The organism is Nocardioides sp. OK12 (genome assembly GCF_024341885.1).
Taxonomy (GTDB): Bacteria; Actinomycetota; Actinomycetes; order Propionibacteriales; family Nocardioidaceae; genus Nocardioides; species Nocardioides marinisabuli.
The window spans coordinates 115,987-140,980 of sequence record NZ_BNET01000007.1; the positions used below are offsets into that span (position 1 = coordinate 115,987).

Annotated in this window: 26 protein-coding genes and 4 tRNA genes; 12 read left to right on the forward strand and 18 right to left on the reverse strand. The window is 72.9% G+C overall.

Annotation, left to right across the window (positions count from 1 at the left end; all coding sequences use genetic code 11):
* Nucleotides 1–10 precede the first annotated feature (10 nt).
* From OCU29_RS17675 to OCU29_RS17690, 4 genes are all read right to left on the reverse strand, one after another.
* Nucleotides 11–988, reverse strand: coding sequence for a diiron oxygenase (locus tag OCU29_RS17675; protein WP_261820954.1), 978 nt, complete (start codon nt 986–988; stop codon nt 11–13).
* Nucleotides 989–1,067: 79 nt separating this feature from the next.
* On the reverse strand, nt 1,068–2,060 hold the full coding sequence (locus OCU29_RS17680; protein ID WP_261820955.1) for a hypothetical protein: 993 nt from the start codon (nt 2,058–2,060) through the stop codon (nt 1,068–1,070).
* 4 nt (nt 2,061–2,064) lie between these two features.
* On the reverse strand, nt 2,065–4,056 hold the full coding sequence (gene thrS, locus OCU29_RS17685) for a threonine--tRNA ligase (protein WP_179616336.1): 1,992 nt from the start codon (nt 4,054–4,056) through the stop codon (nt 2,065–2,067).
* A gap of 127 nt (nt 4,057–4,183) precedes the next feature.
* Nucleotides 4,184–4,963, reverse strand: coding sequence for an alpha/beta fold hydrolase (locus tag OCU29_RS17690; protein ID WP_261820956.1), 780 nt, complete (start codon nt 4,961–4,963; stop codon nt 4,184–4,186).
* A 115-nt stretch (nt 4,964–5,078) separates the two neighbouring features.
* Between OCU29_RS17690 and OCU29_RS17695 the strand changes: the two genes are divergently transcribed.
* Entirely contained in the window at nt 5,079–5,873 is a 795-nt protein-coding gene (locus tag OCU29_RS17695; protein WP_261820957.1) for a class I SAM-dependent methyltransferase, read from the forward strand.
* Nucleotides 5,874–5,909: 36 nt separating this feature from the next.
* Here OCU29_RS17695 and OCU29_RS17700 read toward each other — a convergent pair whose 3' ends face one another.
* The 5 genes from OCU29_RS17700 to OCU29_RS17720 all read right to left on the reverse strand — a co-directional run bounded on the left by OCU29_RS17700 (nt 5,910) and on the right by OCU29_RS17720 (nt 8,999).
* Nucleotides 5,910–6,815 carry an SPFH domain-containing protein gene (locus OCU29_RS17700; protein ID WP_179616334.1) on the reverse strand — a complete coding sequence of 302 codons (906 nt, stop codon included), beginning with the start codon at nt 6,813–6,815 and terminating at the stop codon, nt 5,910–5,912.
* Between the two features lie 5 nt (nt 6,816–6,820).
* On the reverse strand, nt 6,821–7,315 hold the full coding sequence (locus OCU29_RS17705) for an NfeD family protein (RefSeq protein WP_261820958.1): 495 nt from the start codon (nt 7,313–7,315) through the stop codon (nt 6,821–6,823).
* A 76-nt stretch (nt 7,316–7,391) separates the two neighbouring features.
* A complete protein-coding gene (locus tag OCU29_RS17710; RefSeq protein WP_261820959.1) occupies nt 7,392–7,916 on the reverse strand; it encodes a GNAT family N-acetyltransferase in 525 nt (174 codons plus the stop codon).
* Nucleotides 7,917–8,025: 109 nt separating this feature from the next.
* Nucleotides 8,026–8,097: transfer RNA gene (locus OCU29_RS17715), tRNA-Val, on the reverse strand.
* Nucleotides 8,098–8,150: 53 nt separating this feature from the next.
* Nucleotides 8,151–8,999 carry an aminotransferase class IV gene (locus tag OCU29_RS17720; RefSeq protein WP_179616333.1) on the reverse strand — a complete coding sequence of 283 codons (849 nt, stop codon included), beginning with the start codon at nt 8,997–8,999 and terminating at the stop codon, nt 8,151–8,153.
* A gap of 151 nt (nt 9,000–9,150) precedes the next feature.
* Here OCU29_RS17720 and OCU29_RS17725 point away from each other — a divergent pair.
* The 4 genes from OCU29_RS17725 to OCU29_RS17740 all read left to right on the forward strand — a co-directional run bounded on the left by OCU29_RS17725 (nt 9,151) and on the right by OCU29_RS17740 (nt 9,857).
* Nucleotides 9,151–9,223 (forward strand) — tRNA-Gly (locus OCU29_RS17725).
* Between the two features lie 32 nt (nt 9,224–9,255).
* A tRNA-Cys gene (locus OCU29_RS17730) sits at nt 9,256–9,326 on the forward strand.
* 1 nt (nt 9,327) lies between these two features.
* A tRNA-Val gene (locus OCU29_RS17735) sits at nt 9,328–9,402 on the forward strand.
* Nucleotides 9,403–9,524: 122 nt separating this feature from the next.
* Entirely contained in the window at nt 9,525–9,857 is a 333-nt protein-coding gene (locus OCU29_RS17740) for a cupin domain-containing protein (protein ID WP_261820960.1), read from the forward strand.
* Nucleotides 9,858–9,880: 23 nt separating this feature from the next.
* Here the strand turns inward: OCU29_RS17740 and OCU29_RS17745 are convergent, their stop codons facing one another.
* A complete protein-coding gene (locus OCU29_RS17745; protein WP_261820961.1) occupies nt 9,881–11,188 on the reverse strand; it encodes an HNH endonuclease signature motif containing protein in 1,308 nt (435 codons plus the stop codon).
* A 400-nt stretch (nt 11,189–11,588) separates the two neighbouring features.
* Here OCU29_RS17745 and OCU29_RS17750 point away from each other — a divergent pair, with 400 nt between their 5' ends.
* Nucleotides 11,589–12,122, forward strand: a complete 534-nt coding sequence (locus OCU29_RS17750) for a hypothetical protein (RefSeq protein ID WP_261820962.1) — start codon at nt 11,589–11,591, stop codon at nt 12,120–12,122.
* Nucleotides 12,123–12,125: 3 nt separating this feature from the next.
* Here OCU29_RS17750 and OCU29_RS17755 read toward each other — a convergent pair whose 3' ends face one another.
* The gene (locus OCU29_RS17755) at nt 12,126–12,428 is read right to left on the reverse strand and encodes a hypothetical protein (protein ID WP_261820963.1); all 303 of its coding nucleotides are present in this window, start codon (nt 12,426–12,428) and stop codon (nt 12,126–12,128) included.
* Nucleotides 12,429–12,566: 138 nt separating this feature from the next.
* On the opposite strand from OCU29_RS17755, the gene OCU29_RS17760 reads away from it, so the two are divergent.
* Nucleotides 12,567–13,061: a hypothetical protein gene (locus OCU29_RS17760; RefSeq protein WP_179616327.1), complete on the forward strand. Its 495-nt coding sequence runs from the start codon at nt 12,567–12,569 to the stop codon at nt 13,059–13,061.
* Between the two features lie 4 nt (nt 13,062–13,065).
* On the opposite strand, the gene OCU29_RS17765 is transcribed toward OCU29_RS17760, so the two are convergent.
* Nucleotides 13,066–14,166 carry a TrkA family potassium uptake protein gene (locus OCU29_RS17765; protein ID WP_179616326.1) on the reverse strand — a complete coding sequence of 367 codons (1,101 nt, stop codon included), beginning with the start codon at nt 14,164–14,166 and terminating at the stop codon, nt 13,066–13,068.
* Between the two features lie 10 nt (nt 14,167–14,176).
* Entirely contained in the window at nt 14,177–15,169 is a 993-nt protein-coding gene (locus tag OCU29_RS17770; RefSeq protein ID WP_261820964.1) for a YihY/virulence factor BrkB family protein, read from the reverse strand.
* 17 nt (nt 15,170–15,186) lie between these two features.
* Here OCU29_RS17770 and OCU29_RS17775 point away from each other — a divergent pair, with 17 nt between their 5' ends.
* The gene (locus OCU29_RS17775) at nt 15,187–16,863 is read left to right on the forward strand and encodes an acyl-CoA dehydrogenase family protein (protein WP_261820965.1); all 1,677 of its coding nucleotides are present in this window, start codon (nt 15,187–15,189) and stop codon (nt 16,861–16,863) included.
* A 47-nt stretch (nt 16,864–16,910) separates the two neighbouring features.
* Here OCU29_RS17775 and OCU29_RS17780 read toward each other — a convergent pair whose 3' ends face one another.
* Nucleotides 16,911–18,356 carry a glycine hydroxymethyltransferase gene (locus OCU29_RS17780; RefSeq protein ID WP_179616323.1) on the reverse strand — a complete coding sequence of 482 codons (1,446 nt, stop codon included), beginning with the start codon at nt 18,354–18,356 and terminating at the stop codon, nt 16,911–16,913.
* Between the two features lie 351 nt (nt 18,357–18,707).
* Here OCU29_RS17780 and OCU29_RS17785 point away from each other — a divergent pair, with 351 nt between their 5' ends.
* The 4 genes from OCU29_RS17785 to OCU29_RS17800 are packed head-to-tail and all read left to right on the forward strand — an operon-like array spanning nt 18,708 to nt 22,153.
* A complete protein-coding gene (locus tag OCU29_RS17785) occupies nt 18,708–20,417 on the forward strand; it encodes a nitrite/sulfite reductase (RefSeq protein WP_179616322.1) in 1,710 nt (569 codons plus the stop codon).
* Nucleotides 20,414–20,611, forward strand: coding sequence for a hypothetical protein (locus OCU29_RS17790; RefSeq protein WP_261820966.1), 198 nt, complete (start codon nt 20,414–20,416; stop codon nt 20,609–20,611). Before OCU29_RS17785 ends, OCU29_RS17790 begins: the two co-directional genes overlap by 4 nt.
* Complete coding sequence (locus OCU29_RS17795; RefSeq protein ID WP_179616320.1) at nt 20,608–21,354, forward strand: phosphoadenylyl-sulfate reductase; 747 nt, start codon at nt 20,608–20,610, stop codon at nt 21,352–21,354. Before OCU29_RS17790 ends, OCU29_RS17795 begins: the two co-directional genes overlap by 4 nt.
* 55 nt (nt 21,355–21,409) lie before the next feature.
* Nucleotides 21,410–22,153 carry a sirohydrochlorin chelatase gene (locus OCU29_RS17800; protein WP_179616319.1) on the forward strand — a complete coding sequence of 248 codons (744 nt, stop codon included), beginning with the start codon at nt 21,410–21,412 and terminating at the stop codon, nt 22,151–22,153.
* A gap of 85 nt (nt 22,154–22,238) precedes the next feature.
* On the opposite strand, the gene OCU29_RS17805 is transcribed toward OCU29_RS17800, so the two are convergent.
* Genes OCU29_RS17805 through OCU29_RS17820 form a run of 4 tightly spaced genes read right to left on the reverse strand, consistent with a single transcriptional unit; the run spans nt 22,239 to nt 24,982 of the window.
* The gene (locus tag OCU29_RS17805) at nt 22,239–22,655 is read right to left on the reverse strand and encodes a DUF3037 domain-containing protein (protein WP_261820967.1); all 417 of its coding nucleotides are present in this window, start codon (nt 22,653–22,655) and stop codon (nt 22,239–22,241) included.
* Nucleotides 22,652–23,449: a HipA family kinase gene (locus OCU29_RS17810; protein ID WP_261820968.1), complete on the reverse strand. Its 798-nt coding sequence runs from the start codon at nt 23,447–23,449 to the stop codon at nt 22,652–22,654. Before OCU29_RS17810 ends, OCU29_RS17805 begins: the two co-directional genes overlap by 4 nt.
* On the reverse strand, nt 23,446–24,297 hold the full coding sequence (locus OCU29_RS17815) for a polyphosphate kinase 2 family protein (RefSeq protein ID WP_179616317.1): 852 nt from the start codon (nt 24,295–24,297) through the stop codon (nt 23,446–23,448). Before OCU29_RS17815 ends, OCU29_RS17810 begins: the two co-directional genes overlap by 4 nt.
* Before the next feature lie 16 nt (nt 24,298–24,313).
* Nucleotides 24,314–24,982: a regulatory protein RecX gene (locus OCU29_RS17820; RefSeq protein ID WP_261820969.1), complete on the reverse strand. Its 669-nt coding sequence runs from the start codon at nt 24,980–24,982 to the stop codon at nt 24,314–24,316.
* Between the last annotated feature and the right edge of the window lie 12 nt (nt 24,983–24,994).

Sequence of the window (24,994 nt, forward strand, 5' to 3'; positions counted from 1 at the left end):
TGCTCCCCGCTCAGGCCGCGGCGGAGGCGGGCTCGCCGCGGAAGCGCGAGGGGCGGCCGTCGATGTCCATGCGCCGCCACAGCCAGCGGGCGACCCGGTTGCGGCGCATCCCGGTCTCGTCGGCGAGCATCCGCACGTCGCCGAAGAGGTCGCGCAGGAACTTCTGCGACTCCGGGGAGTCCCAGTAGACCTCCGCGGCCACGTCGTCGGGGATCGCCAGCTCGCGGCGCACGCTGCGGCTCGGCACGAGGATCTCGTTGCACAGCCACTTCATCAGCAGGGGCACCGCGACCGAGATGACCCCCCGCTCGACGCGGGAGAGGCGCTCGGCGTTGTGCTGGAGGTACTGGTGGGCGAAGCCGATGTGGCGGGCCTCCTCGGCGACGTGGATCTGCATGATGCGGCGCAGCAGCGGGTGCATGTCGTCGCCGGCGCGCAGCACCGACTTCTGCACGTGGTCGATCGGCTCCTCGCCGGCCAGCACCCCGAAGAAGAAGCCGAAGGGCACCCAGCGTGCGGCGAGGGGCAGGACGGGCGCCATCGCCCGGAAGAACCGGGAGCCGCCCCGCGCGTCCACGCCGGTGCGGTTCACGAACTCCTGGAACATCTGCGTGTGGTGGCACTCCTCGGTCGCCTCGTGGGTCGCGTAGCGGAACTCCGCGGAGCCGTTGGGGCGGCTGAAGGCGTAGTTCATCAGGCCGCTGATGAGGATCTGCTCGAACTGCAGGCCGACCTTGGTGATCCGGGCCTGGTGGTAGAGCCCGATCCGCACCTGGTGCTCCAGCGGCAGCGAGCGGTACCACTCGGTGCGCCCCATCACGTCGTGGCTGGGCAGCACCCAGCGGGGGTCCTCGGGGTCGACGGTGTTCTCGGGGGCGTCCCAGTCGATGTCGAGGAAGGCGTCGAAGTGCTGGTGGACCGAGGCCTCGGAGAGGGTGCGCAGCCGCTGCTCGTAGGTGGGGGTGGCGTCGCTTCGGAGAACGGTCATGCTCCGAGGTTAGTGAGACACCGTGTCGGTGTAAATAGTTAGCGCGACACGATGTCGCAGACGCCTCCCGGGGCGACCCTCAGAAGGCGTGGAACCAGGTCGGCGCCTCCGTGTCGGTGCCCGGGCAGGTCACGTTGAGGTCGCGGTCGTCCTCGACCCACTGGCCGATGGCCGCGCTGCCGCCCTGCACGACGTACGACGCCCCGCAGCGGCGCAGCGCCTCGGCGCGCGAGGTCGGCCCGGCGGCCCGCCACTCGGGCACGTCGCCCAGCGTCAGGTCGCCGACGGCCTGGCTCCACAGGTAGGCGGTGGAGTAGATGCCGATGCGGTAGCCCTTCTCGACCAGGCCGTCGCGCAGGCCCTCGACGACGGCGGCGTTGGCGGCCAGGTCGTCGGTCCACTCCCAGTCGCGCACCGGCTCGACGTCGATCCAGATCAACGGCGCCGGGAGCCCGGCGTCGCGCATCGTGGTGATGTTGAAGAGCGCCTGCTGGTAGCCGACGTTGCGCTGGGCGGCGTACGGGTCGTCGGGGTCGTCGGTCGGGTAGGGCCCACGCCCGCCGAGCTCCTCGAGGGTCTCGGCGTCGGGGTAGCTGGCCACCGCGTAGGCGCCGGCGAGCAGGCCGCGCTCGCGCACCCAGGCGACCTGGTCGGCCAGGCAGGGGTTGGGGAAGAAGGCCGGGCCGTTGGTCAGGCCCATCACCACGAAGCGGGCCGAGTCGAGCGGCATCGGCAGCCCCAGGGTGCGCCGCTCGGGGATGCCCTGGCCGCGCGGGCACTGCGGCCAGCTGATGTCGCCGCCCTCGACGGGGGCCCGCAGCCCGGGCGGGAGCTCGGCGGCCTTCTGCTCGGCCAGCGCAGCCAGGTCGGACATGGCGGCACGCTCGGCCTGCTCCTCGAGGTCGTCGGGGACCTCGGGGACCGTCAGCTCCTCGGCCGGCTGCGAGCGCTCGGGCCGCGCGTCGGGCGCCGGGTCGGCGGGCGGCTCGGCGACGCCGCCGCAGGCGGCGAGGACCAGCCCCAGGAGGAGTCCCGGGGCCAGACCCGCCGCGGTGCGGGGCGCGCGCCTCACCGGCTCAGACCTGCTCGCGCGACTCCACGGCGGCGCGCACCCGCTCGATGGCCTCCTCGAGCGGCACCCCGTTGTCCTGGCGGCCGTCGCGGTAGCGGAACGAGACCGCGCCCGCGGCGATGTCGTCGTCGCCGGCGATCATCATGAACGGCACCTTCTGCAGCTGCGCGTTGCGGATCTTCTTCTGCATCCGGTCGTCGGAGTCGTCGACCTCGACCCGCAGGCCCAGCGGCTTCATCCGCCGCGCCACGTCGTGCAGGTAGTCGGCGTGCCGCTCCGCGATCGGGATCGCCTGCACCTGCACCGGGGCCAGCCACGGAGGGAAGGCGCCGGCGTAGTGCTCGACCAGCACGCCCATGAACCGCTCGATCGAGCCGAACTTGGCGGAGTGGATCATCACCGGCTGCTGACGGCTGCCGTCGGGGGCGACGTACTCGAGCGCGAACCGCTCGGCCGAGGGCTGGTTGAAGTCGTACTGGATGGTCGACATCTGCCAGGTGCGGCCGATGGCGTCGCGCGCCTGCACCGACACCTTCGGGCCGTAGTACGCCGCCCCGCCCGGGTCCGGGACCAGCTCGAGGCCGGTGCCGACGCAGACGTCCTCGAGCACCTTGGTCGCGACCTCCCAGTCCTCGTCGGAGCCGATGAACTTGTCCTTCGAGGCGTCGCGGGTCGACAGCTCGAGGTAGAAGTCGTCGAGCCCGAAGTCGCGCAGCAGCCCGAGCACGAAGTCGAGCAGGTGGCGGATCTCGTCGGGCGCCTGCTCGGCGGTGACGTAGGAGTGCGAGTCGTCCTGGGCGAAGCCGCGCACCCGGGTCAGCCCGTGCACGACGCCGGACTTCTCGTGGCGGTAGACGCTGCCGAACTCGAAGAGCCGGAGCGGCAGCTCGCGGTAGGAGCGCTGCCGCGAGCGGTAGATGAGGTTGTGCATCGGGCAGTTCATCGCCTTGAGGCGGTAGTCCATGCCGTCGACGTCGAGCGCGGGGAACATCCCCTCGCCGTAGTAGGGCAGGTGCCCGGAGGTGTGGAAGAGCCCCTCCTTGGCGATGTGCGGGGTGCCGACGTACTCGAACCCCTCCTCGATGTGCCGACGGCGGACGTAGTCCTCCATCTCCCGCTTGATCACCCCGCCCTTGGGGTGGAAGACGGGCAGGCCGGAGCCGATCTCGTCGGGGAAGCTGAAGAGGTCGAGGTCGCGCCCGAGCTTGCGGTGGTCGCGCCGCTCGGCCTCCTCGATGCGGTGCAGGTGCTCCTCGAGGGCCTCCTTGGACTCCCACGCGGTGCCGTAGATGCGCTGCAGCTGCTTGTTCTTCTCGTCGCCGCGCCAGTACGCCGCCGCGGAGCGCATCAGCTTGAAGGCCGGGATGCGCTTGGTGGTGGGCAGGTGGGGGCCGCGGCACAGGTCGGACCAGGCGGTCTCGCCCTTGCGGTCGAGGTTGTCGTAGATCGTCAGCTCGCCGGCGCCGACCTCGGCGGAGGCGCCCTCGGCGGCCTCCTCGGCGTTGCCCGAGCCCTTGAGCCCGATGAGCTCGACCTTGTAGGGCTCGTGGGCCAGCTCGGCGAGGGCGTCGGCGTCGGTGGTGACGCGACGCGAGAACTTCTGGCCCTCCTTGATGATCTTGCGCATCCGCGTCTCGATCTTGGCCAGGTCCTCGGGCACGAAGGGGGTCTCGACGTCGAAGTCGTAGTAGAACCCGTCGACGACCGGCGGGCCGATGCCGAGCCTGGCGTCGGGGAAGAGGTCCTGGACGGCCTGGGCCAGCACGTGCGCGGTCGAGTGGCGCAGCACGTCGCGGCCGTCGGGGCTGTCGATGAGCACGCCCTCGACCTCGTCGCCGTCGGACAGCTCGTGGGCCAGGTCCTTCAGCTCACCGCCCACGCGGGCCACGATCACGGCCGGGTCGTCGGCGAAGAGCTCCCACGCCTTGGTGCCCGTCGTGACCTCCCGCACCTCACGCTCACCGGCGTGGACGAGGGTGATCTTGAGGTCGGACACGGGGTGCTCCGTTCGTGGTGGGGCCCGGGTGGGCTGACCGCGCGATCGTATCCAGCACGGGAGGCGATCGACGCATCGGTTTCTGCGACTCCCGGCGCGAGGGCGCGGGCGCGCTGGGCCGGGACCCTCAGGAGGTGCGGTCGAGGATCAGCCGGACCGCCTCGTCGGGCGCGTCCCACTGCGGGAAGTGCCCGCACTTCTCGAACCAGTGCAGCTCGGCGTCGGGGAAGGCACGGACGGCGCGCTCGGCCTGGCGCGGCAGGGTGACCCGGTCGCGGCGGCCCCAGCCGATCGTGACCCGGCCGGGGACGGTCCCCGCGGGCGCGCCCTCCTGCTTGGGTCCCTTGGTGAGGGCGTCCAGGGCCGCGTCGGTCGACGGGGCGTCGGCCAGCCCCAGCACGTCGGGCAGCACGGTGTCGGCGTCCAACGCCCAGGGCCGCGCGGAGAGCTGCGCCAGGAAGGCGGTCCGGCCGACGCGGGTGGCGAGCAGGGAGGGCAGCGCCCCGCGCAGGGCACGGACCAGGGCGATCGAGGGCCGCAGCGTGGCGCCGAAGAGCGCCAGCTCGCGATCGGTCCAGAAGCCGCCCGGGTCGAGGGCCACGGTGTCACCCCCGACGCCGCGGCGAGACAGCTCGAGCACGATCCGCGCGCCCATCGACTGTCCCGTCGTCGCGACCTCGCCGAGCCCCTGCTCCTCGATGAAGTCGGCGACGGCGTCGGCGAGCGTGGCGATGGACAGCGCGGCGAGGGGCGGGCTCTGGCCGAAGCCGGGCAGGTCCACCGCGATCACCTCGCGCTCGGCCGCCAACGCGTCGATGATCGGCTCCCACGAGCGCCAGCCCGCGCCGAGCCCGTGGACGAGGAGCAGCGGCGCGCCCGTGCCGCGTCGTACGTGGTGCAAGGTCATCTCGTCACGGTAGACGGCAGGTGGTGGGTGCTCGGAGACCTCGGTGGGCGCGCACCGGTCTCTCGACGCTGCGCGCCCGTTCCCAGCGGCCCTCGCCGGGACTACTGTCTCGTGGGTGGCCCCCGACGCCGACAGCACGTGGGTGGCCGACATGCCGGCCGCCTACGACCGGCACCTCGGCCCGGTCTTCTTCGCGCCGTACGGCGAGCACCTCGCCGCCGCGCTGGTGCCGCTCGCCCCGCGCCGGGTGCTCGAGCTCGCGGCCGGCACCGGTCGGGTGACCGGTGCACTGGTCGCGGCGCTGCCCGGGGCAGAGGTCGTGGCCACCGACCTGAACCCCGCGATGGTGGCGCTCGGGGCGAGCCGGGTGCCGGGGGCCAGCTGGCAGCAGGCCGACGCGCTGTCGCTGCCCTTCGAGGACGGTCGCTTCGACGCGGTGGTCTGCTCCTTCGGCGTGATGTTCTTCCCGGACCGGGTCGGCGCCCTGGCCGAGGTGGTCCGCGTCCTCGTGCCCGGGGGCACCGCGCTGCTGACGACCTGGGACTCCGTCGAGACCCACCCCTTCGCCCACGCGGTCGTCACCGCCCTGGAGCGGGTCCTGGACGACCCGCCGACCTTCGTGGTGCGGGTGCCGCACGGCTACCACGACCCAGGGCAGATCGAGGCCGACGCGTGCGCAGCGGGGCTGCGGTCGGTGAGCGTCGAGCCGGTCGAGCTCAGTGGGACCGCTGGCTCGGCACGCGACGTCGCGCTGGGCGTGTGCACCGGCAGCCCCCTGCGGGTGGCGCTGGAGGAGCGCGGTGACCTGACCGGGCTGACCGACGAGGTCGCCGCGGTCACCGAGGAGCTGCTGGGCGCCGGCCCGGTGACCGCGACCATGCGGGCCTACCTGGTCACCGGCCGGCGATGAGCTGCCCAGCCCTCGACCCTGCCCTCGACCCGCCCCTCAGCCCGCCCGTCGGGTCTGGACCTGCTCGACACCGGGCTCGGGTCGGGGCTCGACCTCGCGCTGCTCCCGGGCGTGGTCGGCGGCGAAGGCGGAGGTGACGGTCTTGACCGCCTCGGTGAGCTCGCCCGGGATCACGAACCAGCCGTTGCCGTTCTCGGCGAGGCGGGGCAGCATCTCGAGGTACTTGTAGGCCAGCACCTGCGGGTCGGCCTGGTTCTCGTGCACGGCCCGGAAGACCCGCTCCAGGGCCTGCGCCTCGCCGTCGGCCTCGAGGATCTTGGCCTGCTGACGGCCCTCGGCGGTGAGGATCAGCGACTGGCGCTCGCCCTCGGCGTGCAGGATCAGCGCGCGCTTGTCGCGCTCGGCGCGCATCTGCTTCTCCATCGCCTCCTTGATGCCGCTCGGCGGGTCGATGGCCTTGATCTCCACCCGGTTGACGCGGATCCCCCAGCGCCCGGTGGCCTCGTCGAGCACCTCGCGCAGCCGCGAGTTGATGGTCTCGCGGGAGGTGAGCGTGCTCTCGAGGTCCATCGACCCGATCAGGTTGCGCAGCGTGGTGACCGTGAGGTGGTCGATGGCCTGCAGGTAGTCGGCCACCTCGTACGCCGCCGCCCGCGGGTCGGTGATCTGGTAGTAGAGGACCGTGTCGATGGCCACGACCAGGTTGTCCTCGGTGATCACCGGCTTGGGGTCGGAGGAGTAGACGTGCTCGCGCACGTCGAGCTTGGTGTTGACCCGGTCGACCATCGGGATGAGCAGGTTCAGACCCGGTTGCAGGGTCCGCTGGTAGCGGCCGAACCGCTCGATGTTGTAGCGCCGGGCCTGCGGGACGATGCGGATCGACGACGCCACCACGAAGGCGACGAGGGCGGCAAGGACGGCGATCGGGATCAGCAGGTCCATCGGTCTCACTCTTCTCTGTGCTCGGGTTCCGGCAGCGGCTCCGGCAGTGGGTCGGGCAGTGGGTCGCGCGGGTGCACGAGGGCGGTGGCGCCCTCGATCTGGAGGACGTCGACGCGGACCCCTGCCGGGATGACCAGGTCCTCGTCGTAGGCGCGCGCCGACCAGTCCTCCCCCGAGAGGTGCACCAGTCCCCCGGTCGCGCTGACCTCGCGGGTCACGTACGCCGACCGGCCCACCAGGGCGTCGCTGCCGTCACGGGTGGGCGGGGGCCGGGTCAGCTGCCGCTTGGCGACCGGGCGCAGCGCGACGAGCCCGACTCCGCCGGTGGCGGCGAAGGCCAGGAGCTGCAGGGGGAACGACGCCCCGAACCCGGCCACGACGGCGGCGACGAGGGCCGAGCCCGCCAGGAGGCCGAAGACCAGCGTCAGCGTGGAGAACTCGGCCACGCCGAGGACTACCGCTGTCACCAGCCAGAACAACCACCACATGAGATCACCCATCCGTGAGTGATGTGGTGCCATCGTACGTCGGCGGCGTGAATCCGGCCCGCGTCGCGCGGCACCGGACCCACGCCTCTCAGCGCAGGTCCTTGGTCATGAACGTCGTCGGCGCGAGCACCCCGTCGGGGTCCGCGGCGTAGTCGGGCACGACCCCGACCCGGACCCACCCCCAGCGCTCGTAGAGGCGCTCGGCGACGCTGCCGGTCTGGGTGTCGAGCAGCAACCGGGTCCGCCCCACGTGCCGGGCGTGCTGCTCCAGGGCGCCCATCAGCGCCGCGGCGTGCCCGGAGCCGCGGCTCCTGCGGTGCACCAGCAGCTTGGCCACCTCGGCACGGTGCCGGGCGTTGTCCTGCCCGGCGAGCGAGAGCTGCACGCACCCCTCGATGCGCCCCGCTCCCCCGCGAGCCACCCAGGTCCGGGTCGCGGGTGCGCACAGCGACGTACGCCACCAGTCGAGCGCCCGGTCGAGCGCGAGAGGACGTCCGAACCCGACGCTGGCCCCGCCGTCGACGCAGTCCCTCAGCACGTCGGCCAGCTCGTGGACCAGCGTGTCGTCGGGCCGTGCCGGCCCCTGGGTCAGGGGGAGCAGCTCGATTCCCACGGACGCATCATGCAGGTTCGGTGAGTCGCCGGCGAGTCCAGCGTGGTGGACGAGCGGGCCACAGAGCAGACGATCCCCTCCGACGAGGTCGGAGGGGATCGTGTCGAGGTGGGCGATACTGGGTTCGAACCAGTGACCTCTTCGGTGTGAACGAAGCGCGCTACCACTGCGCCAATCGCCCTTCTGCCCGACGGATCGCTCCGCCGGATGCACCCGGGGGTGCGGTCGCAGACTTTAGCGCATGCCGGGCGAGGCACTCACATCCGGGTCGAGCAGCTCCGGCTCGCGCCTTCGCCAGGTCGCCGCGGCCGCCAGCGTCAGCGGTCCCGGCGCGCCCAGGTCGCGCCCGTCCCAGTGGGAGACGGGCTGGACGTCGCGGGTCGTGGAGGCCAGGAAGACCTCCTCGGCCTCGGCGAGCACCTCGATCGGCTCGTCGACCTCGCGAGCGCCCACCCACTCGATGACCAGCGCCCGGGTGACACCGGCCAGGCAGCCGCTGGCCAGCGTGGGGGTGCGCAGCTCGCCGCCGACGGCGTAGAAGACGTTGGACCCGGTGCCCTCGCACAGGTGTCCGGCCAGGTTCGCGAAGACCGCCTCGTCGGCCCCGCGCCGCTTCGCCTCCGCGAGCGCCACCACGTTCTCGGCGTACGACGTCGTCTTGAGCCCGGCGAGCGCCCCCCGCTCGTTGCGGGGCCAGGGCACCGTGGCGACCCGGGCGGCCGGTGCGGCCTCCTCGAGGGGCACCAGGACGACCGCGACCGTGGGCTCGGCGTCGCCGCGGCCGGACCCGAGCGGCCCGGGGCCCCCGGTGACCGTGATGCGCAGGCGACCCAGCGGCAGCGGCTCGCCCTCCAGCACGGCCGCGATCCCCTGGCGCACCAGCGCATCGTCGGGGGCCGGCAGCCCGAGCCCGAGAGCGCTCACCCGCAGGCGCGCCAGGTGGCGGTCGAGGGCGAACGGCCGGCCGTCGACGACCTTGACGGCCTCGAACACCCCGTCCCCCACCGTGAAGCCGTGGTCGCTGACCTGCACCACCGGCTGGTGGGGGTCAGCGAGCTGATGTCCGTTCACCCAGGCGCGCACAAGAGCCACTGTAGGCGCCCCTGCAGGGAGCAGAAGCCCGCTCCACGGGCGTTGTTGGCCGGCTCGCCACGCCGCCGACACCCGGATTTGGCACGTCCTGGGGGTTGGGCTAATGTTCCTGTCGCAGCCCGGGGGAAACCCCAGGCGGCAAGCGGACGTAGCTCAGTTGGTAGAGCGCAACCTTGCCAAGGTTGAGGTCGCGAGTTCGAGCCTCGTCGTCCGCTCGGAGAGGTCTCTCTCTTGGTTAGACCTCCGTGGTGGAGTGGCCGAGAGGCGAGGCAACGGACTGCAAATCCGTCTACACGGGTTCAAATCCCGTCTCCACCTCGGGCGATTGGCGCAGCGGTAGCGCGCTTCCTTGACACGGAAGAGGTCACTGGTTCAAACCCAGTATCGCCCACCAGTTCCACACAGAGGCCGGTCTCCTTCGGGATGCCGGCCTTCTGCTTTTCCTGGACCTTGGTCCTGCGCTCGCGTGTCCTCCGACCCGAGCCTCCCGGGGCAAGGTCGTCCGAGACTGGTGGCATGGAAGCCGTCTCCCTCGTCCGACTGGGCCACGAGCACCTCAGCAGAGCCGCCGGCGCGACCGCCGGACGCAGCAGCGTCACCGTCCACGGCGGTCAGGGCTATGCCCTGCACCAGACCCTCATCGCCCTCGCGGCCGGGCACGGGCTCGACGAGCACCGCCACACCGGAGAGGCCACCCTCCAGGTCGTGCACGGCACCGTCGACCTGGTGACCTCCGATGACACGGTGCGGCTGCGCACCGGCGACCACGCCGTCGTCCCTGCTGCGGCGCACAGCGTCGCCGCCAGCGAGGACAGCGTCGTGCTGCTGACGACCACCGCCGGGCACTGAGACACCCCTACCACCGGCAGCGGTCAGCGGGTCTCGAGCTCGAGGGTGCCTTGGCGGGTGACGGCGTAGGTGTGGCCGTGCTGGTCGTGCCAGAGGTAGTCGCCGTGGTGGGTGCGGTGGTAGGTCCAATGGCCGTGGGTCTTGTTGCGGTGGTGGTGCCTGCACAGGGGTGCCAGGTTGGCTGGGTGGGTCTGGCCGGGTGGTCCGCCTTCGTCCATGGGGATGTAGGCGGTGATGTGGTCGAGGTCGCAGCGGGTGGCGGGGGTGTCGCAGAAGGGGTGCACGCAGTGGGTGTCGCGGCGGGTGACCAGGTCGCGCATCCACCGGGGCGGGTCGTGGGCGTCGATGGCGTCGGTGCGGGCCATGTCGAGGACCGGCAGCACGGTGACCGAGGCCCCGGCCAGCCAGTCGCGGATCGTGGCGAGGGTGGCGGGGCCCAGCCCGAGCACCCGCCCCACGCCCGGACCCACGAGGGGTTCGGTGAGGTCGTCGGTGGTGAGGTCGATGGCCAGCCGTACCCGGGGGCGGGGTGCGCCGAGGCCGTCGAGGACCTCGGCCAGCGCCTGGATCTGGCGTACGCCGAGGTCGCGCTGACTGTCGGGGTCTACTGCGGGGTCTGCGGGTGGGGCGATGGTGTCGGTGACCAGGTCGTGCAGGCGCTGCAGGGTGGGGGTGTCACCGGTGATCGCGAGCCAGGAGGTGCCGGCCCACTGGCGGCCCTCACCGGCGCGGTGGTGGCGCAGCGTGATGCCCCACTCGTGGACCCGGGCGTGCTCCTCGGCGTCGGTGAGGGTCTCGGGGTCGTACAGGGCGGCCGCCTCGGCGACCGCGCGGTCGATGCGGGTGGGGCCCACGGAGTCCACGAGGGGTGCCAGGACCGCATCGACGTGCGCGGCGGCCTCGACCGAGAGGCCCTGGGTGGCCTTCGCGACCCGTCGGGCGCGCCACAGCGCGACCTCGAGGGACTCCACCCGGGCGTGGATCCTGGGCAGCCGGTGCCGCAGCTCGAGCGCCTCGCCCATCAGCGAGGTGGTCGCGGCCGGTGACATCCGCATCACCGCCGCCAACGGCTCGGCGGTGAACTCCGCCACCGCCGGGACCCCCTCGCCACCGATCCAGGCATCGCAGTCCCAGACCCGGTCCTGCTCGCCCCACGAGAGCCGCTGGGTGTCGTCGAGGGCGGGGTGCAGGTCGCACCAGCGCAGCACCAGCCGCAACCGGCGGCGCTCGGCGCGACGTACCTCGACCTCGGCCTCGCGGGCCACCTCGAGCAGCCGGTCAGCGTCGAGGTCGTCGACCTCGCAGAGCTGCTCGCGGCTGGGCTGCGTCATGACCCGATTTTACTCGAACGTGCGTTCGAAGGCAATGGTTTCTCCCCAGCGGCAAGGCACTCACGCCGACACCTGACTGCCACTGGAGACCCACGGGGTGGGGCGTCGGCCCCGGTGCACGCCGGCGAGCGGCAAGGCCGTCTGGACAGCTCCCTGGATTTTGCCGTCGAGGTGGAGAACTCCCTGCGCGGGACGGCACCGACCGGTGAGGATCGGTGCCGACGCCGCCACCACAGTCCCCCCTGGTGGTAGCGGTCCGAGGCGCTCACCCGGCCGTCTCCGGCGCGTCCCCGCCGGAGACGGGTCAGCGCTCGTGGCCCGTCGGCCATCGAGGCCGACACAGCTGCACCGCGCCAGTCACATGCGTCACTTGAGTCACACCACGCACTACATTGCGGGGATGCCCAGGTCCACCGCGCTCCGCACCACCCTCGCCACCACCGCCGCCGCGGTGGCGCTCAGCCTCGCGCCGGCAGCACCGACCGCGTCCGCGGCACCCGCCCCGGCACTCCCGGGGGCCGCGACGGCCACCTCGATGGCGACCTCGATGGCACCCGTCCGCGCCAAGGCGCGGCACGACCGCGGCTGGGCCGAGCTGACGACGTACCGGCGCGCGATCCTCGAGGGCTGCCGACCGCCGCGCGACGGCGCGTTCCGTCGTCTCGTGCTGCGCCTGCGCAACGCCCACGACAAGCGGCTGCGGCGCGCCGAGGTCACCTTCAAGGACCGGGCCTACTCGCTGCCCTGGAGCGGCGACAGCCGCACCCCGTGGGTGCGCGCCGGCCGAGCCGCCCCGCTCGCGCACGTCTCGACCACCGGCCGACTGGTCACCCAGCGCTTCCGGGTCCGCCTGCGCACCCGCCACGACGTCAGCCCCGCGCGCTCGCTGCGCTGGAGCGACGTGCCGACGTGCCGGCGCGGTCGGCGCCACTGAGGCTCACAACGGGGTGAGGCTCGAGCCCGGGAGCCACTCCTGCACCAGGCCCCACGAGCCCGGCCGCACCCGGGCCGCGTAGACGACCAGGCCCTGCCAGCCGTCGGGGCTCTGCCGCCACTCCAGCAGCAGCCCGGGCCGCTTCTCGCCCTCCTCGTCGAGCGGGTCGCCCACCCAGCAGTGCCGCGCCGGGCAGGGCGAGGTCGGCGTACGCCGCGCGGGGGCGGCCGCGGGAGCGGCGCGGTCGCTGCGTCGGCGCTCCCCGAGCGGCACCCCGCTCCCCCGCTTGCTCATCCCGCCGGCCATCCCCCGATCCTCCCACAAGATCGAACGTGCGTTCGACCCTCGGGGCGGTCCGTGGACCGCGCGACCGGTCCGATACCGTCGGTGCCGTCCTGCCCCGAGCCGACCGAGCCGACAGACCCGATCAGCGGAGGAACACCCGTGCCGAGCACACCCCACCCGACCCGTGCGGTCACCTGGCTGGCCCCCGTCGCGGTGGCGCTGCTGGTCGCGGCCGTGCTGGTCGTGCCGAGCCTGGCGACCTCCGACGACGCCCCCGACGACCGCACCCGGGAGATCGACCGGGTCGCCGCCGGCGGCAAGAGCTGGTCGACGATGAAGACCTACAAGCGCGCCAAGCTCCAGGCCTGCCGACCGGCGACGGCCGAGGGCTACTCCCACCTGCTGGTGCGGATGAACAACAAGCACCGCACCTCCGAGCGCCGCGTGGAGGTCTGGGTCAAGGACGCCTCGACCGCTCCCTTCTGGACGGCGGCGGCGCACAGCGGCTGGGCCGCGGCCGGCAAGCGCAAGGTGTTCGCCCGCTTCAGCAGCACCGGTGACCTGGCCAAGCAGAAGGTGCGGGTCAAGATGCGCACCCACCACGGCTCCAAGCGGTTCACCTACTTCTCCTGGGACCGCGTCCCCACCTGCTGAGGCCTCACTCCGCGTCGGTGGCGGCGTCCTCGTTGTGGGTGCCCGGGCGCGGTGCCCACGGCAGCTCCTTGGCCGGGCGCACGACGATCAGGCGGTCGCCGCGGGCCAGCTGGCTGACCACCGGGTCGAAGTAGCGGTAGACCTTCTCGTCGCGCACGACCGAGATCACCTGGTCTGGCAGCGACTGCGGCTGGCGACCGACCTCGCTGACGAGCAGCTCACGCTCGGCCACCTCGAGCCCGTCGCCGTAGCTGAGCAGGTCCTCCATCACGGTGCCGAGCGTCGGGGAGACGCTGGAGAGGCCCAGCAGGCGCCCCACCGCGTCGGAGGAGGTGATCACCGAGTCGGCACCGGACTGTCGCATCAGCGGGGAGTTCTCGTGCTCGCGGACCGCGGTGACGATGTAGGCGTCGGGGTTGAGCTGGCGCACCGTCAAGGTGGCCAGCACGTTGGAGTCGTCCCGGTCGGTGGTGATGATGACCTGCTCGGCGTCGGCGACGCCGGCGCGGCGCAGCACCCCGCGGCGCGTGGCGTCGCCCGAGACGACGGCGAGCCCGTCGGCGTGCGCGTCCTGCATCGCCACCTCGCTGGGGTCGACGACGACGATCGCCTCGCGCTGCAGACCGTTGTTGAGCAGGGTCTGCACCGCGCTGCGGCCCTTGGTGCCGTAGCCGATGACGACGACGTGGTGGTCCATCTTGTTCCTCCAACGGGCGACGCGGAACATCTCGCGGCCCTGCGATGCCAGCACCTCGATGGTCGTGCCGATCAGCAGGACCAGGAAGGCGATGCGGGCGGGGGTGATGACGAAGGCGTTGATCAGCCTCGCCGAGTCGGTGACCGGCGAGATGTCGCCGTAGCCGGTCGTGCTCAGGGTGACGGTCGTGTAGTAGATCGCGTCGATCAGGCTGATGCCGGGGTCGGGACCGGTGCCGTCGCGGTAGCCCTTGCGGTCGAGGTAGACCAGCAGGACGGTGCCCACGAGGATGGCGAGCGCCGCCAGGAGTCGTCGCGACAGCTCGAACCACGGCGAGCGGACCGGCTCGGGCAGGGAGATGGTCCCCCGCTCGCGGCCCTCGGTGGGGTCACGGGGCTGCTCGGTCACACGGGCGAACCTACTCGACGGGCTCCTCGAGCGGTGCGAGGCGGTCCCGCGACATGCGGGCCCGCAGCCGCTGGACCAGCTCGAGGCGGGCGCGCGTGGTCGCCGACTGCGGGAAGACGGTGTCGAAGGCGGCGTTGACGGCCGCGCCGATCAGCACCGCCAGCGCCAGCAGGTAGAGCCACAGCAGCACCGCGATCGGGGCCGCCAGCGGACCGTAGATCGAGCGCGACTCGGCCGCGGTGACGGTCAGCACCCAGCGCAGCAGGTACGAGCCGCCGATCCAGGCCAGCAGCGAGAAGGTCGCCCCGGGCAGGTTGAAGCTCCAGTTGGTCCGCACCGGCACCGAGAGGTGGTAGAGCGTGGCGAGGAAGCAGATGCACACCGCCACCACCACCGGCCAGTAGAAGGCCATCAGCACGTCGACGCGGTTGGGCAGCACCTGGCGCACCATGGTCGGCCCCGCCACCACCAGCGGCAGCGAGATGACGCCGGTGAGCATCGCCAGCACGTAGAGCACGAAGGACAGCGCCCGGGTCTTCACGATCCCCCGGTGCCCGCCCAGGCCGTGCATCACGGTGATGGTGTCGACGAAGACGTTGAGCGCCCGCGAACCCGACCACAGCGCCAGCACGAAGCCGAGCGAGATGACGTCGAAGCGGCCGCCCTCCAGGACGTCGTCGATGGTCTTGGCGATGACGTCCTCGACGGCGCGCTCGGTGAGCAGCCGCGAGGAGACCTCGAGGATCGCCCGGCGCACGTCCTCGACCTGGGCGGGCGTGAACTGATCGGAGACGTAGCCGACACCGCCGGCCAGGGCGAAGATGAGCGGCGGCACCGAGAGCACCGCGAAGAAGGCCGCCTCCGCGGCCAGACCGGTGACCCGGTAGCGCAGGCAGGCGCCGGCGGTGGTGACCACCAGACGCCACACGAGGTGGGCGACCCGTCGTGCCCGGGCCTCGAGCGCCTCGCGCAGCTGGGAGGTCCCACCGGTCTGCGAGGCCATGCGCCTACGGTATCCGCATGCAGACCTCCAGCAGCGCGCGCGCGGACCTGCGCGTCGTGACCAACCAGGCTCCCCCGCTCACCGGCCACAACGTGGTCACCGCCGACACCGCCCTCACCGAGGGCGTGCTGCGCCACGGCACCCAGGAGACGCTCGACAGCATCGTGGGTCTCGGCGCCGAGGCCGGGTCGGCCGAGGCCCGCGAGCACGGCCAGCTCGCCAACGAGCACCACCCCGAGCTGGTCCCCTACGACCGCTACGGCCACCGCATCGACGAGGTCGCCTTCCACCCCTCGTGGCACTGGCTGATGGAGCGCGCCGTGGGCCACGGCCTGGCCGCCACCCCGTGGGAGGAGCAGGCCGAGGGCGCCCAGCACGCCCACCTGCGCCGCGCCGCCGGCTTCATGGCGTGGTCGCACACCGAGCCGGGCCACGGCTGCCCGATCTCGATGACGTACGCCGCGGTGCCGGCGCTGCGCGCCGACGAGGCGATCGCCAAGGAGTGGACCCCGCTGCTGGCCTCGCGCCGCTACGACCCGGGCGTGCGCAACCCCAGCGAGAAGCTCGGGGCGCTCGCGGGCATGGGCATGACCGAGAAGCAGGGCGGCTCCGACGTGCGCGCGAACGTGACGCGGGCGCAGCCCTCGGGCGGCCTCGACGGCACCTACACGCTGCACGGGCACAAGTGGTTCACCTCGGCGCCGATGAACGATGTCTTCCTGGTGCTGGCCCAGACCGACGGCGGGGTCACCTGCTTCGTGGTGCCGCGGGTGCTGCCCGACGGCACCCGCAACCAGCTCGACGTGGTGCGCCTCAAGGACAAGCTCGGCAACCGCTCCAACGCCTCCTCCGAGCTGGAGATGGACGGCACGGTCGCGGTGCGCCTCGGTGACGAGGGCCGCGGCGTGCGCACCATCATCGAGATGGTGGCCGCCACCCGCCTCGACTGCGTCCTCGGATCGGCCTCGCTGATGCGCCGCGCGGTCTCGGAGGCCTCCTGGCACGTGACCCACCGCTCGGCCTTCGGCTCGCGCCTGGTGGACAAGCCGCTGATGCAGAACGTCGTGGCCGACCTGGCCGTCGAGTCGGAGGCCGCCACCGCCCTGGCGCTGCGCCTGGCCTCGGCCGTCGACGGCCTGGCCGACCCGCACGAGGCGGCGCTGCGGCGCATCGCGCTGCCGCTGGCGAAGTTCTGGGTCTGCAAGCGCACGCCGATGATGGTCGCCGAGGCCCTCGAGTGCCTGGGCGGCAACGGCTACGTCGAGGAGTCGGTGATGCCGCTGCTCTACCGCGAGGCGCCGCTGAACTCGGTGTGGGAGGGCTCCGGCAACGTCAACGCCCTCGACGTCCTGCGCGCCCTGGGCCGCGAGCCCGAGGTGCTCGACGCCTGGATCACCGAGGTCGGGCGGGCCCGCGGCGGCGACGCGCGCCTCGACCGCGCCATCGAGGACACCCTGGCCCTGATCGGCTCGCTGATGGGCGAGCCGGAGGCGATGGAGCGGGGCGCACGCCGCCTGGCCTCGCGGATGGCCGCGGTGCTGCAGGGCTCGCTGCTGGTGCGCTTCGCCCCGCCCGAGGTGGCCGACATCTTCTGCGCCTCCCGGCTCAGCCCGTCGTACGACGGCGTGCTGGGTGCGCTCGACGGCGGCGACCTGCGCGCGGTCGTGGAGCGCACCACCCCGACCCTGGGCTGAGCCCGGGGCCGGGGTGGTCGGCCCGGGTCAGCCCGGGTCAGCCCGGGTCAGCTCAGCTCGAGGCCGGGGTAGAGCGGGTGCTTGTCGAGCATCTCGGCCGAGCGTGCCTTGACCTTGTCGGCGACGCCGTCGGCGAGCACGTACGAGGCCTTGGACTGCCCGCCGGCCTTGGTGGTGCCGGGCTGGGTGTTCGAGAGCACCTCGACGATCAGGTCGGCGACGGCGTCGAACTCGTCGTGGCCGAAGCCGCGGGTGGTCAGCGCCGGGGTGCCCAGGCGGATGCCCGAGGTGTACCAGGCGCCGTTGGGGTCGGCGGGCACCGAGTTGCGGTTGGTGACCACGCCGGCCTCGAGCAGCGCCGACTCGGCCTGGCGGCCGGTGAGGCCGTACTTGCTGACGTCGACCAGCACCAGGTGGTTGTCGGTGCCGCCGGTGACCAGGTCGGTGCCGCGGGTCAGGAAGCCCTCGGCCAGCGACTTGGCGTTGTCGGCGACCTGCTGGGCGTAGCCGCGGAAGGAGTCCTGGCGGGCCTCGGCGAAGGCGACGGCCTTGGCGGCCATCACGTGCGAGAGCGGGCCGCCGAGCACCATCGGGCAGCCGCGGTCGACGCTGGGGGCGTACTCCTCGGTGGCCAGCACGATGCCGCCGCGCGGACCGCGCAGCGACTTGTGGGTGGTCGAGGTGACGATGTGGGCGTGCGGGACGGGGTCCTCGTCGCCGGTGAACACCTTGCCGGCCACCAGGCCGGCGAAGTGGGCCATGTCGACCATCAGCGTCGCGCCGACCTCGTCGGCGATCTCGCGCATCTTCGCGAAGTCGACCCGGCGGGGGTAGGCGGAGTAGCCGGCCACCAGCACCAGGGGCTTGAACTCGCGCGCCTTGGCCGCGACCTTGTCGTAGTCGAGCAGCCCGGTCCCGGGGTCGGTGCCGTACTGCTGCTGGTGGAACATCTTGCCGCTGATGTTGGGGCGGAAGCCGTGCGTCAGGTGGCCGCCGGCGTCGAGGCTCATGCCGAGCAGGCGCTGGTTGCCCAGCTCGCGGCGCAGCTCCTCCCAGTCGGCGTCGGTGAGCTCGTTGACATTCTTGGCCTGGGCCTTCTCCAGCCACGGGCCCTCGACGCGGTGCGCCAGGATCGACCAGAAGGCGACCAGGTTGGCGTCGATGCCCGAGTGCGGCTGCACGTAGGCGTACTCCGCACCGAAGAGCTCCCGGGCGTGCTCGGCGGCGATCGACTCGACGGTGTCGACGTTCTGGCAGCCGGCGTAGAAGCGGTGGCCGACGGTGCCCTCGGCGTACTTGTCGCTGAACCAGGTGCCCATCGTCATCAGCACGGCCGGCGAGGCGTAGTTCTCGCTGGCGATGAGCTTGAGCGAGGCACGCTGGTCGGCGAGCTCGGCGCGGGTCGCCTCGGCGATCCGCGGCTCCACCGAGGCGATGACCTCGAGTGCCTGGGAGTAGGCGCTGCTGGACAGGCGGGACAGGTCGTCGGTCATGGCCCACAGCCTACGCAGCGCGCGGGGCGCGGGCTCGCGGCCCGGCGGCGTACGGCGGTCCCGGCAGTGTGACCTGCACCGCAGTCGGGCGCTCGATGAGCGCAGCCGCCGGTCGTGGAGTCCAGATGTCGGGATCGCCATCTCACTGCATGAGATTTCGTCTTGTGAGACCAGGGTCCAGAAGTTGAGACTGTCTGCCATGAGCCTCGCCGAGACCCACATCTACCTGGTGGTCCGCCGCCACGTGGACCTCGGGCGCACCCGCAGCGCCATGTGTCGACCTTCCTGAGCCGCCCCACTCCCGCGCAGCCCCCACGTCGGCCGCGCACCCCGCTCCCGAAGGACGACCCGATGACCGAGCTCCTCACTCCCCCGGCCTCTCCTGCTCGCCCGCGGCCCAAGCGCGGCGAGGGCCAGTGGGCCCTGGGCTACCGCGAGCCGCTCAACAAGAACGAGCAGGCCAAGAAGGACGACAACCCGCTCAACGTGCGGGCCCGCATCCTGCACACCTACTCGCGCCGCGGCTTCGACTCGATCGACCCCGCCGACCTGCGCGGCCGGTTCCGCTGGATGGGCCTCTACACCCAGCGCGCCCCCGGGTTCGACGGCGGCAAGACCGCGACGTTGTCCGAGGAGGAGCTCGACGCCCGCTTCTTCATGATGCGGGTGCGCACCGACGGCACCCTGCTGGGCGCCGAGGCCGTGCGGGCGCTGGGCAGCGTGGGCGTCGACTTCGCCCGCGACACCGCCGACGTCACCGACCGCCAGAACATCCAGTACCACTGGATCCGCATCGAGGACGTGCCGCAGATCTGGGAGCGGCTCGAGGCCGCCGGGCTCAGCACGCTGGAGGCCTGCGGCGACTCGCCCCGTCCCTTCCTCGGCTCGCCGCTGGCCGGCGTGGCCGCCGACGAGATCATCGACGGCACCTCGGCCCTGGCCGAGATCAACCGCCGCTACATCGGCGACCCCGAGTACGCGAACCTGCCGCGCAAGTTCAAGACCGCCCTGACCGGGCACCCCTCGCACGACGTCTCCCCCGAGACCAACGACATCTCCTTCGTCGGGACCGTGCACCCCGAGCACGGCCCCGGCTTCGACCTGTGGGTCGGCGGCGGCCTGTCGACCAACCCGATGCTGGCCCAGAAGCTGGGCGTGTGGATCCCGCTCGACGAGGTCGCCGACGCGTGGGCCGGCGTCGCCGCTGTCTTCCGCGACTACGGCTACCGCCGGCTGCGCTCGCGGGCCCGGCTGAAGTTCCTGGTCTCCGACTGGGGCGTCGAGAAGTTCCGCGAGGTCCTCGAGAACGAGTACCTGCACCGCCGCCTCGTCGACTGCGAGTCGCCGCAGACCCCGCGGGCCCACCGCGACCACATCGGCGTGCACGACCAGGTCGACGGGCTCAAGTACGTCGGCGTGGCCCCGGTCGTGGGCCGCATCTCCGGCACCACGCTGGTCGAGCTCGCCGACGTCATCGAGGAGTTCGGGCTCGCGGGCGCCCGCCTCACGGCGTACCAGAAGATCGTGCTGCTGGGCGCCGACCCGGCCCGGATCGAGGACCTCGTGGCCCGGCTCGACGCCATCGGGCTCTCGGCGCGCCCGTCGGGCTGGCGCCAGAACACGATGGCCTGCACCGGCATCGAGTTCTGCAAGCTGGCCATCGTCGACACCAAGAACCGCGCCCGCGACCTGGTCGCCGAGCTCGAGCAGCGCCTGCCTGACCTCGACGTGCCGATCAGCATCAACGTCAACGGCTGCCCCAACGCCTGCGCGCGCACCCAGGTCGCCGACATCGGGCTCAAGGGCCAGCTGGTCACTCACGAGGGCGCCCAGGTCGAGGGCTTCCAGGTGCACCTGGGCGGCGCCACCGGGCTGGGCGCCAACTTCGGGCGCAAGCTGCGCGCCCACAAGGTCACCAGCGCCGGGCTCGGCGACTACGTCGTCAACGTCGTCTCGCACTACCTCCTCGACCGCACCGGCCCCACCGAGCCGTTCGCCGACTGGGTGGCGCGCGCCGACGAGGCCAGGTTGCGCGGGGACGCCCCCGAGGTGCCCGCATGAGCGAGCGCGCGGTGCCCTACCAGTGCCCCTACTGCGGCGACGACGACCTGCGCCCCCACGAGGTGCTCGACGCCGACGGCACCGTGAGCTCCCCGCACGGGCAGTGGGCCTGCCGTTCCTGCCTGCGCGCCTTCTCGCTCAAGATGATCGGCCAGCTGCGCCCGGAGTCGCTCGTCGACGGCGGCCCCTCGTGAGCACCGCCGCCACCCGTGCCGCGCGGGCCAACCGCGCCACCAGCACCGAGGGCCGCAGCCCCGAGCAGCTGCGCGAGATCGTGTCGCACTGGGGTGCCGAGCTCGAGCTGGCCCCGGCCGAGACGATCATCGAGTGGGCCGCGGCCACCTTCGGCGACCGCTTCGCGATCACCTCCTCGATGGGGGACGCGGTGCTGGCGCACCTCGCCTCCAAGGTCGTGCCCGGCATCGACGTGGTCTTCCTCGACACCGGCTACCACTTCGTCGAGACCATCGGCACCCGCGACGCCGTCGAGGCCACCCTCGACGTCACCGTGCGCACCGTGCACCCCGAGCTCAGCGTCGCCGAGCAGGACGCCGAGCACGGCGCCGACCTCTTCCGCACCGACCCCGACCGCTGCTGCGCGATGCGCAAGGTCGAGCCGCTGCGCCGCACGCTCGCGTCGTACGACGCCTGGGCCACGGGGCTGCGCCGCGCCGAGACCCACGACCGCGTGATCGCCCCGGTGATCGGCTGGGACGCGCGCAAGCAGAAGGTCAAGGTCTCCCCCATCGCCCGCTGGTCCGACGAGCAGGTCGAGACCTACATCGCCGAGAACGGCGTGCTGGTCAACCCGCTGGTCCACGACGGCTACCCCTCCATCGGCTGCTGGCCCTGCACGCGGCGCGTCGCCCCCGGCGACGACGCCCGCAGCGGCCGGTGGGCCGGCACCACCAAGACCGAGTGCGGGATCCACGTATGACCCCCCGCCACCCCGCGCTCCAGCACCGCACGACCGACCCGAGGAGGTCCCTCGCATGACCGCTCCCGCCCTGGTGGCCCTGGCCCACGGCAGCCGCGACCCCCGCTCCGCCGCGACGATCGGCGCCCTCGTCGACGAGGTCCGGGCCTCGCGCCCCGACCTGCGCATCGAGAAGGCCTTCCTCGAGCTGGCCAAGCCCTCCTTCCAGACCGTCGTGGACAAGCTGGTGCGCGCCGGCCACGACGAGATCGTGGTCGTCCCGCTGCTGCTCACCGAGGCCCACCACGCCACGGTCGACGTCCCGGCCGTCATCGAGGCCGCGACCGCGCGGCACCCGCACCTGCGGATCCGCGCCACCAAGGTGCTGGGCCTGGAGAGCTCCTTCCTCGAGGTCCTCGACGTGCGGATGCGCGAGGCGCTCAAGCGCTCCCGGGTGCGCGAGCTCGACGCCCTGGTGCTGGCGGCCGCGGGCTCCAGCGACGCGCTGGCCAACCAGAGCGTCGCCCGGATGGCCCGGCTGTGGGGCGCGCACCACAAGCTGCCGGTGACCGCGGCGTTCGCCTCGGCCGCCCCGCCCGCCGCCGGCGAGGCCGTGCGTGCCTTCCGCGCCCAGGGTCGACGCCACATCGCCGTCGCCTCGCTCTTCCTGGCCCCCGGCTTCCTGCCCGACCGCGCCGCCGAGCTGTCGCTCGAGGCGGGCGCGATCGCGGTCTCCGAGCCGCTGGGTGCCCACCCCGAGATCGCCCGCACGGTGCTGGCGCGCTACGCCGTGGGCGCGGTCGAGCTCGTCCCGGTCTGAGCACCGGCGGTGAGCCGGCAACCGTTCTCGACGACCGAACGGTTGCTGGCTCACCGCTGACCCGTGGCTCGCGGCGGGGCGCTCCTCAGCGGACCAGCCGCTCCAGCAGGTGCTCGAGCTGGCGGGCCGGGTCGCGGGTCAGGCCACCGTGCACCGGCCCCGGCTGCAGCACGGTGCTGCGGGGCGCCTTGAGGAACCCGAAGCGCTGGCTCAGCGGGTGGCCGGCCGCGGCGCCCGCCGCGGCGTCTCCGGCGCAGACCCCGCGCACGGTCTCGAGCGCCTCGCACACCCGGTCGAGGTCGAGACCGGGGTCGAGCGCCGCCAGGCGCTCGCGGTCGACGTGCCAGGCCGCGTCGAGGTAGTCGTGGGCCTGGGCGTAGACGACGACGCCGACGTTGAGGAACTCCTCGCGGTCCACGCGCGGCACGCAGCGCAGCGTGACGTACTGGTAGGCGACGAGACTGGTCGGGCTGACCGGGCTGACCGGGCTGGTCGGGCTCATCGGGCGCCCCCCACCGCGGTCGGCAGCCAGGCACGCGTCGCGAGCCGGGCGGTGAGCAGCTCGACGTACGCCGCGCGCACCTCGGCCGGCGTCCGCGCGCCCGGCACCGGCTCGAGCCACTCGTCGGGCACCTGCGCGAGCACCTCGGGCAGGTCGTCGGCGCCGAGCTCGGCGCGCACCGTCTCGTCGACCGCGGCGAGGCGGTCGAGGTGCTCGTGCAGCACGTGGTCGTCGACGTTCCAGGGCTGCTGGGCGAAGCGCTCGGCGGCCCCGGCGCGCTCGAGGCTGCCGCCGGGCCAGCCGTGGTGGAAGTAGAGGGACGCGCCGTGGTCGATGACCCACAGGTCGTCGTGCCAGACCAGCAGGTTGGGGTTGCGCCAGGACCGGTCGACGTTGGCGGTGAAGGCGTCGAGCCACAGCACGCGGGCGGCCTCGTCGGGCCCGGACCCCGACGGCAGGGCGCCGTCGAAGCCGAACGAGCCGGGCAGGAAGTCGACACCCAGGTTGGCCCCGACGCTGGCCCGCAGCAGGTCCTGGACCTCCTCGTCGGCCTCGTAGCGGGCCAGCTCCTCGTCGAGGTCGAGCACCACGAGCCGCGGGGTGCGCAGCCCGACCCGTCGGGCGAGCTCGGCGACGACCACCTCGGCGACCAGCACCCGCAGGCCCTGACCGGCCCCGCGGAACTTGCACACGTAGGTGCCCAGGTCCTCGGCCTCCACGACGCCCGGCAGGCTGCCGCCCTCGCGCAGCGGCGTGACGTAGCGCGAGACCGCCACCCGCGACAGCCCGCTCACCTCACCGGCTCCTCGTCGAGCAGCCGCCGGCGCTGGGCCTCGACGTCGACGTCGGCGTCGGGCCAGGTCGGGCCCAGGTGCACCAGCGTGTCGCGCAGCAGCAGCCCGACGGCGAGGTTGCGGTACCACTTCTTGTCGGCCGGGACGACGTACCACGGCGCGACCTCGGTGTTGGTGCGCTCCAGCGCCGTCTCGTAGGCGGCGCGGTACTGCGGCCAGAGCTGGCGGTCGTCGATGTCGACCGGGTCGAACTTCCAGTGCTTGTCGGGCCGGTCGAGACGCTTGAGCAGGCGCTCGCGCTGCTCGTCGGGCGAGATGTGCAGGAAGCACTTGAGCACCGGGGTGCCCTGCGCGAGCAGCTCGGCCTCGAGCTCGTTGATGGCGTCGTAGCGCCGCTCGACCTCGTCGGCCTCCACGAGTCCGCGCACCTTGGCCACCAGCACGTCCTCGTAGTGGGAGCGGTCGAAGACGCCGATGCGGCCCGGGGCCGGCAGCGCCCGTCGCACCCGCCACAGGAAGTCGTGGGCCAGCTCCTCCTCGGTCGGCGGGCCGAAGGCGGTGACCTCGATGCCCTGGGGGTCCACGAGCGCCACGGTGTGGCGCACCACCCCGCCCTTGCCCGAGGTGTCCATGCCCTGCAGCACCAGCAGCACGCTGCGGGTGCCGCCGCTGCGGCCCTCGGCGTAGAGGCGCTCCTGCAGGTCGCTGAGCTCGGAGCCCAGCTCCTCGAGCGCCTCCTTGCCCTCGGACTTGCCGCCGTCGAAGCCGGGGGTGGCGTCGGTGGGCAGCGCGGTCAGGTCGACGGGGCCCGGGGACAGGCGCAGGTGCTCGGCGATCACGCGGGGCATCCTGCCACCTGCCGTCTCACTCCTCCGGCTGGTCCGGCTGGTCCGGCTGCTGCTCGTCGGGGCGCTCGCGCCCGGCGAGCTCCTCGCGCACCACGGAGAAGGCCAGCGAGGAGCCGTAGCCCTTGCGGGCCAGCATCCCCACCAGGCGTCGGGTCGCGGTGGTGTCGTCGACCCGGGCCACCGAGCGCAGCTTCTTGCGCACCAGGACCCGCGCCGACTGCTCCTCGTCGTCGGGGTCGACGTCCTCGAGCACCTCCTTGACCAGGGCGTCGTCGACACCCTTGCGGCGCAGCTCCTGGGCCAGGGCCCGCGGCGCCAGCCGCCGACCCGTCGCGTGCTCCCCCGGCCCGCGCGCGGCGACCCAGGCCCGGGCGAAGGCCTCGTCGTCGACGAGGCCGACCTCCTCGAAGCGGTCGAGCAGCCGGGTCGCGATCTCCTCGGGCACCAGCTTGGCGGCCAGCTTGTCGGCCAGCTCCTTGCGGCTGCGCGCCCGCCCGGTCAGCTGGTCGAGCAGGATGGTGCGCGCGACCGACTCGGGGTCGGCCTCCGGGCCGTCGGCGACCGGGTCGGCCGGCACCGCCGGTGGTGGGCTCGCCGGCTCCTCGCGCTGGGTCCAGGCGTCCACGCCGAGGGACACGTCCCCCGCCCAGTCGGGCGGCGGACGGTCCTCGCGCAGGTCACCCACGTCGTCGTGCCT

What these genes read in the sequence shown, in the direction of transcription:
- OCU29_RS17775 (WP_261820965.1), top strand. Translation starts at nt 15,187, where the DNA reads ATGCAGACCTCCAGCAGCGCGCGCGCGGACCTGCGCGTCGTGACCAAC.
- OCU29_RS17700 (WP_179616334.1), bottom strand. Translation starts at nt 6,815, where the DNA reads ATGGACCTGCTGATCCCGATCGCCGTCCTTGCCGCCCTCGTCGCCTTC.
- OCU29_RS17755 (WP_261820963.1), bottom strand. Translation starts at nt 12,428, where the DNA reads ATGGCCGGCGGGATGAGCAAGCGGGGGAGCGGGGTGCCGCTCGGGGAG.
- OCU29_RS17815 (WP_179616317.1), bottom strand. Translation starts at nt 24,297, where the DNA reads ATGCCCCGCGTGATCGCCGAGCACCTGCGCCTGTCCCCGGGCCCCGTC.
- OCU29_RS17705 (WP_261820958.1), bottom strand. Translation starts at nt 7,315, where the DNA reads ATGGGTGATCTCATGTGGTGGTTGTTCTGGCTGGTGACAGCGGTAGTC.
- OCU29_RS17805 (WP_261820967.1), bottom strand. Translation starts at nt 22,655, where the DNA reads ATGAGCCCGACCAGCCCGGTCAGCCCGGTCAGCCCGACCAGTCTCGTC.
- OCU29_RS17780 (WP_179616323.1), bottom strand. Translation starts at nt 18,356, where the DNA reads ATGACCGACGACCTGTCCCGCCTGTCCAGCAGCGCCTACTCCCAGGCA.
- OCU29_RS17750 (WP_261820962.1), top strand. Translation starts at nt 11,589, where the DNA reads ATGCCCAGGTCCACCGCGCTCCGCACCACCCTCGCCACCACCGCCGCC.
- OCU29_RS17745 (WP_261820961.1), bottom strand. Translation starts at nt 11,188, where the DNA reads ATGACGCAGCCCAGCCGCGAGCAGCTCTGCGAGGTCGACGACCTCGAC.
- OCU29_RS17690 (WP_261820956.1), bottom strand. Translation starts at nt 4,963, where the DNA reads ATGACCTTGCACCACGTACGACGCGGCACGGGCGCGCCGCTGCTCCTC.
- OCU29_RS17675 (WP_261820954.1), bottom strand. Translation starts at nt 988, where the DNA reads ATGACCGTTCTCCGAAGCGACGCCACCCCCACCTACGAGCAGCGGCTG.
- OCU29_RS17785 (WP_179616322.1), top strand. Translation starts at nt 18,708, where the DNA reads ATGACCGAGCTCCTCACTCCCCCGGCCTCTCCTGCTCGCCCGCGGCCC.
- OCU29_RS17770 (WP_261820964.1), bottom strand. Translation starts at nt 15,169, where the DNA reads ATGGCCTCGCAGACCGGTGGGACCTCCCAGCTGCGCGAGGCGCTCGAG.
- OCU29_RS17790 (WP_261820966.1), top strand. Translation starts at nt 20,414, where the DNA reads ATGAGCGAGCGCGCGGTGCCCTACCAGTGCCCCTACTGCGGCGACGAC.
- OCU29_RS17800 (WP_179616319.1), top strand. Translation starts at nt 21,410, where the DNA reads ATGACCGCTCCCGCCCTGGTGGCCCTGGCCCACGGCAGCCGCGACCCC.
- OCU29_RS17740 (WP_261820960.1), top strand. Translation starts at nt 9,525, where the DNA reads ATGGAAGCCGTCTCCCTCGTCCGACTGGGCCACGAGCACCTCAGCAGA.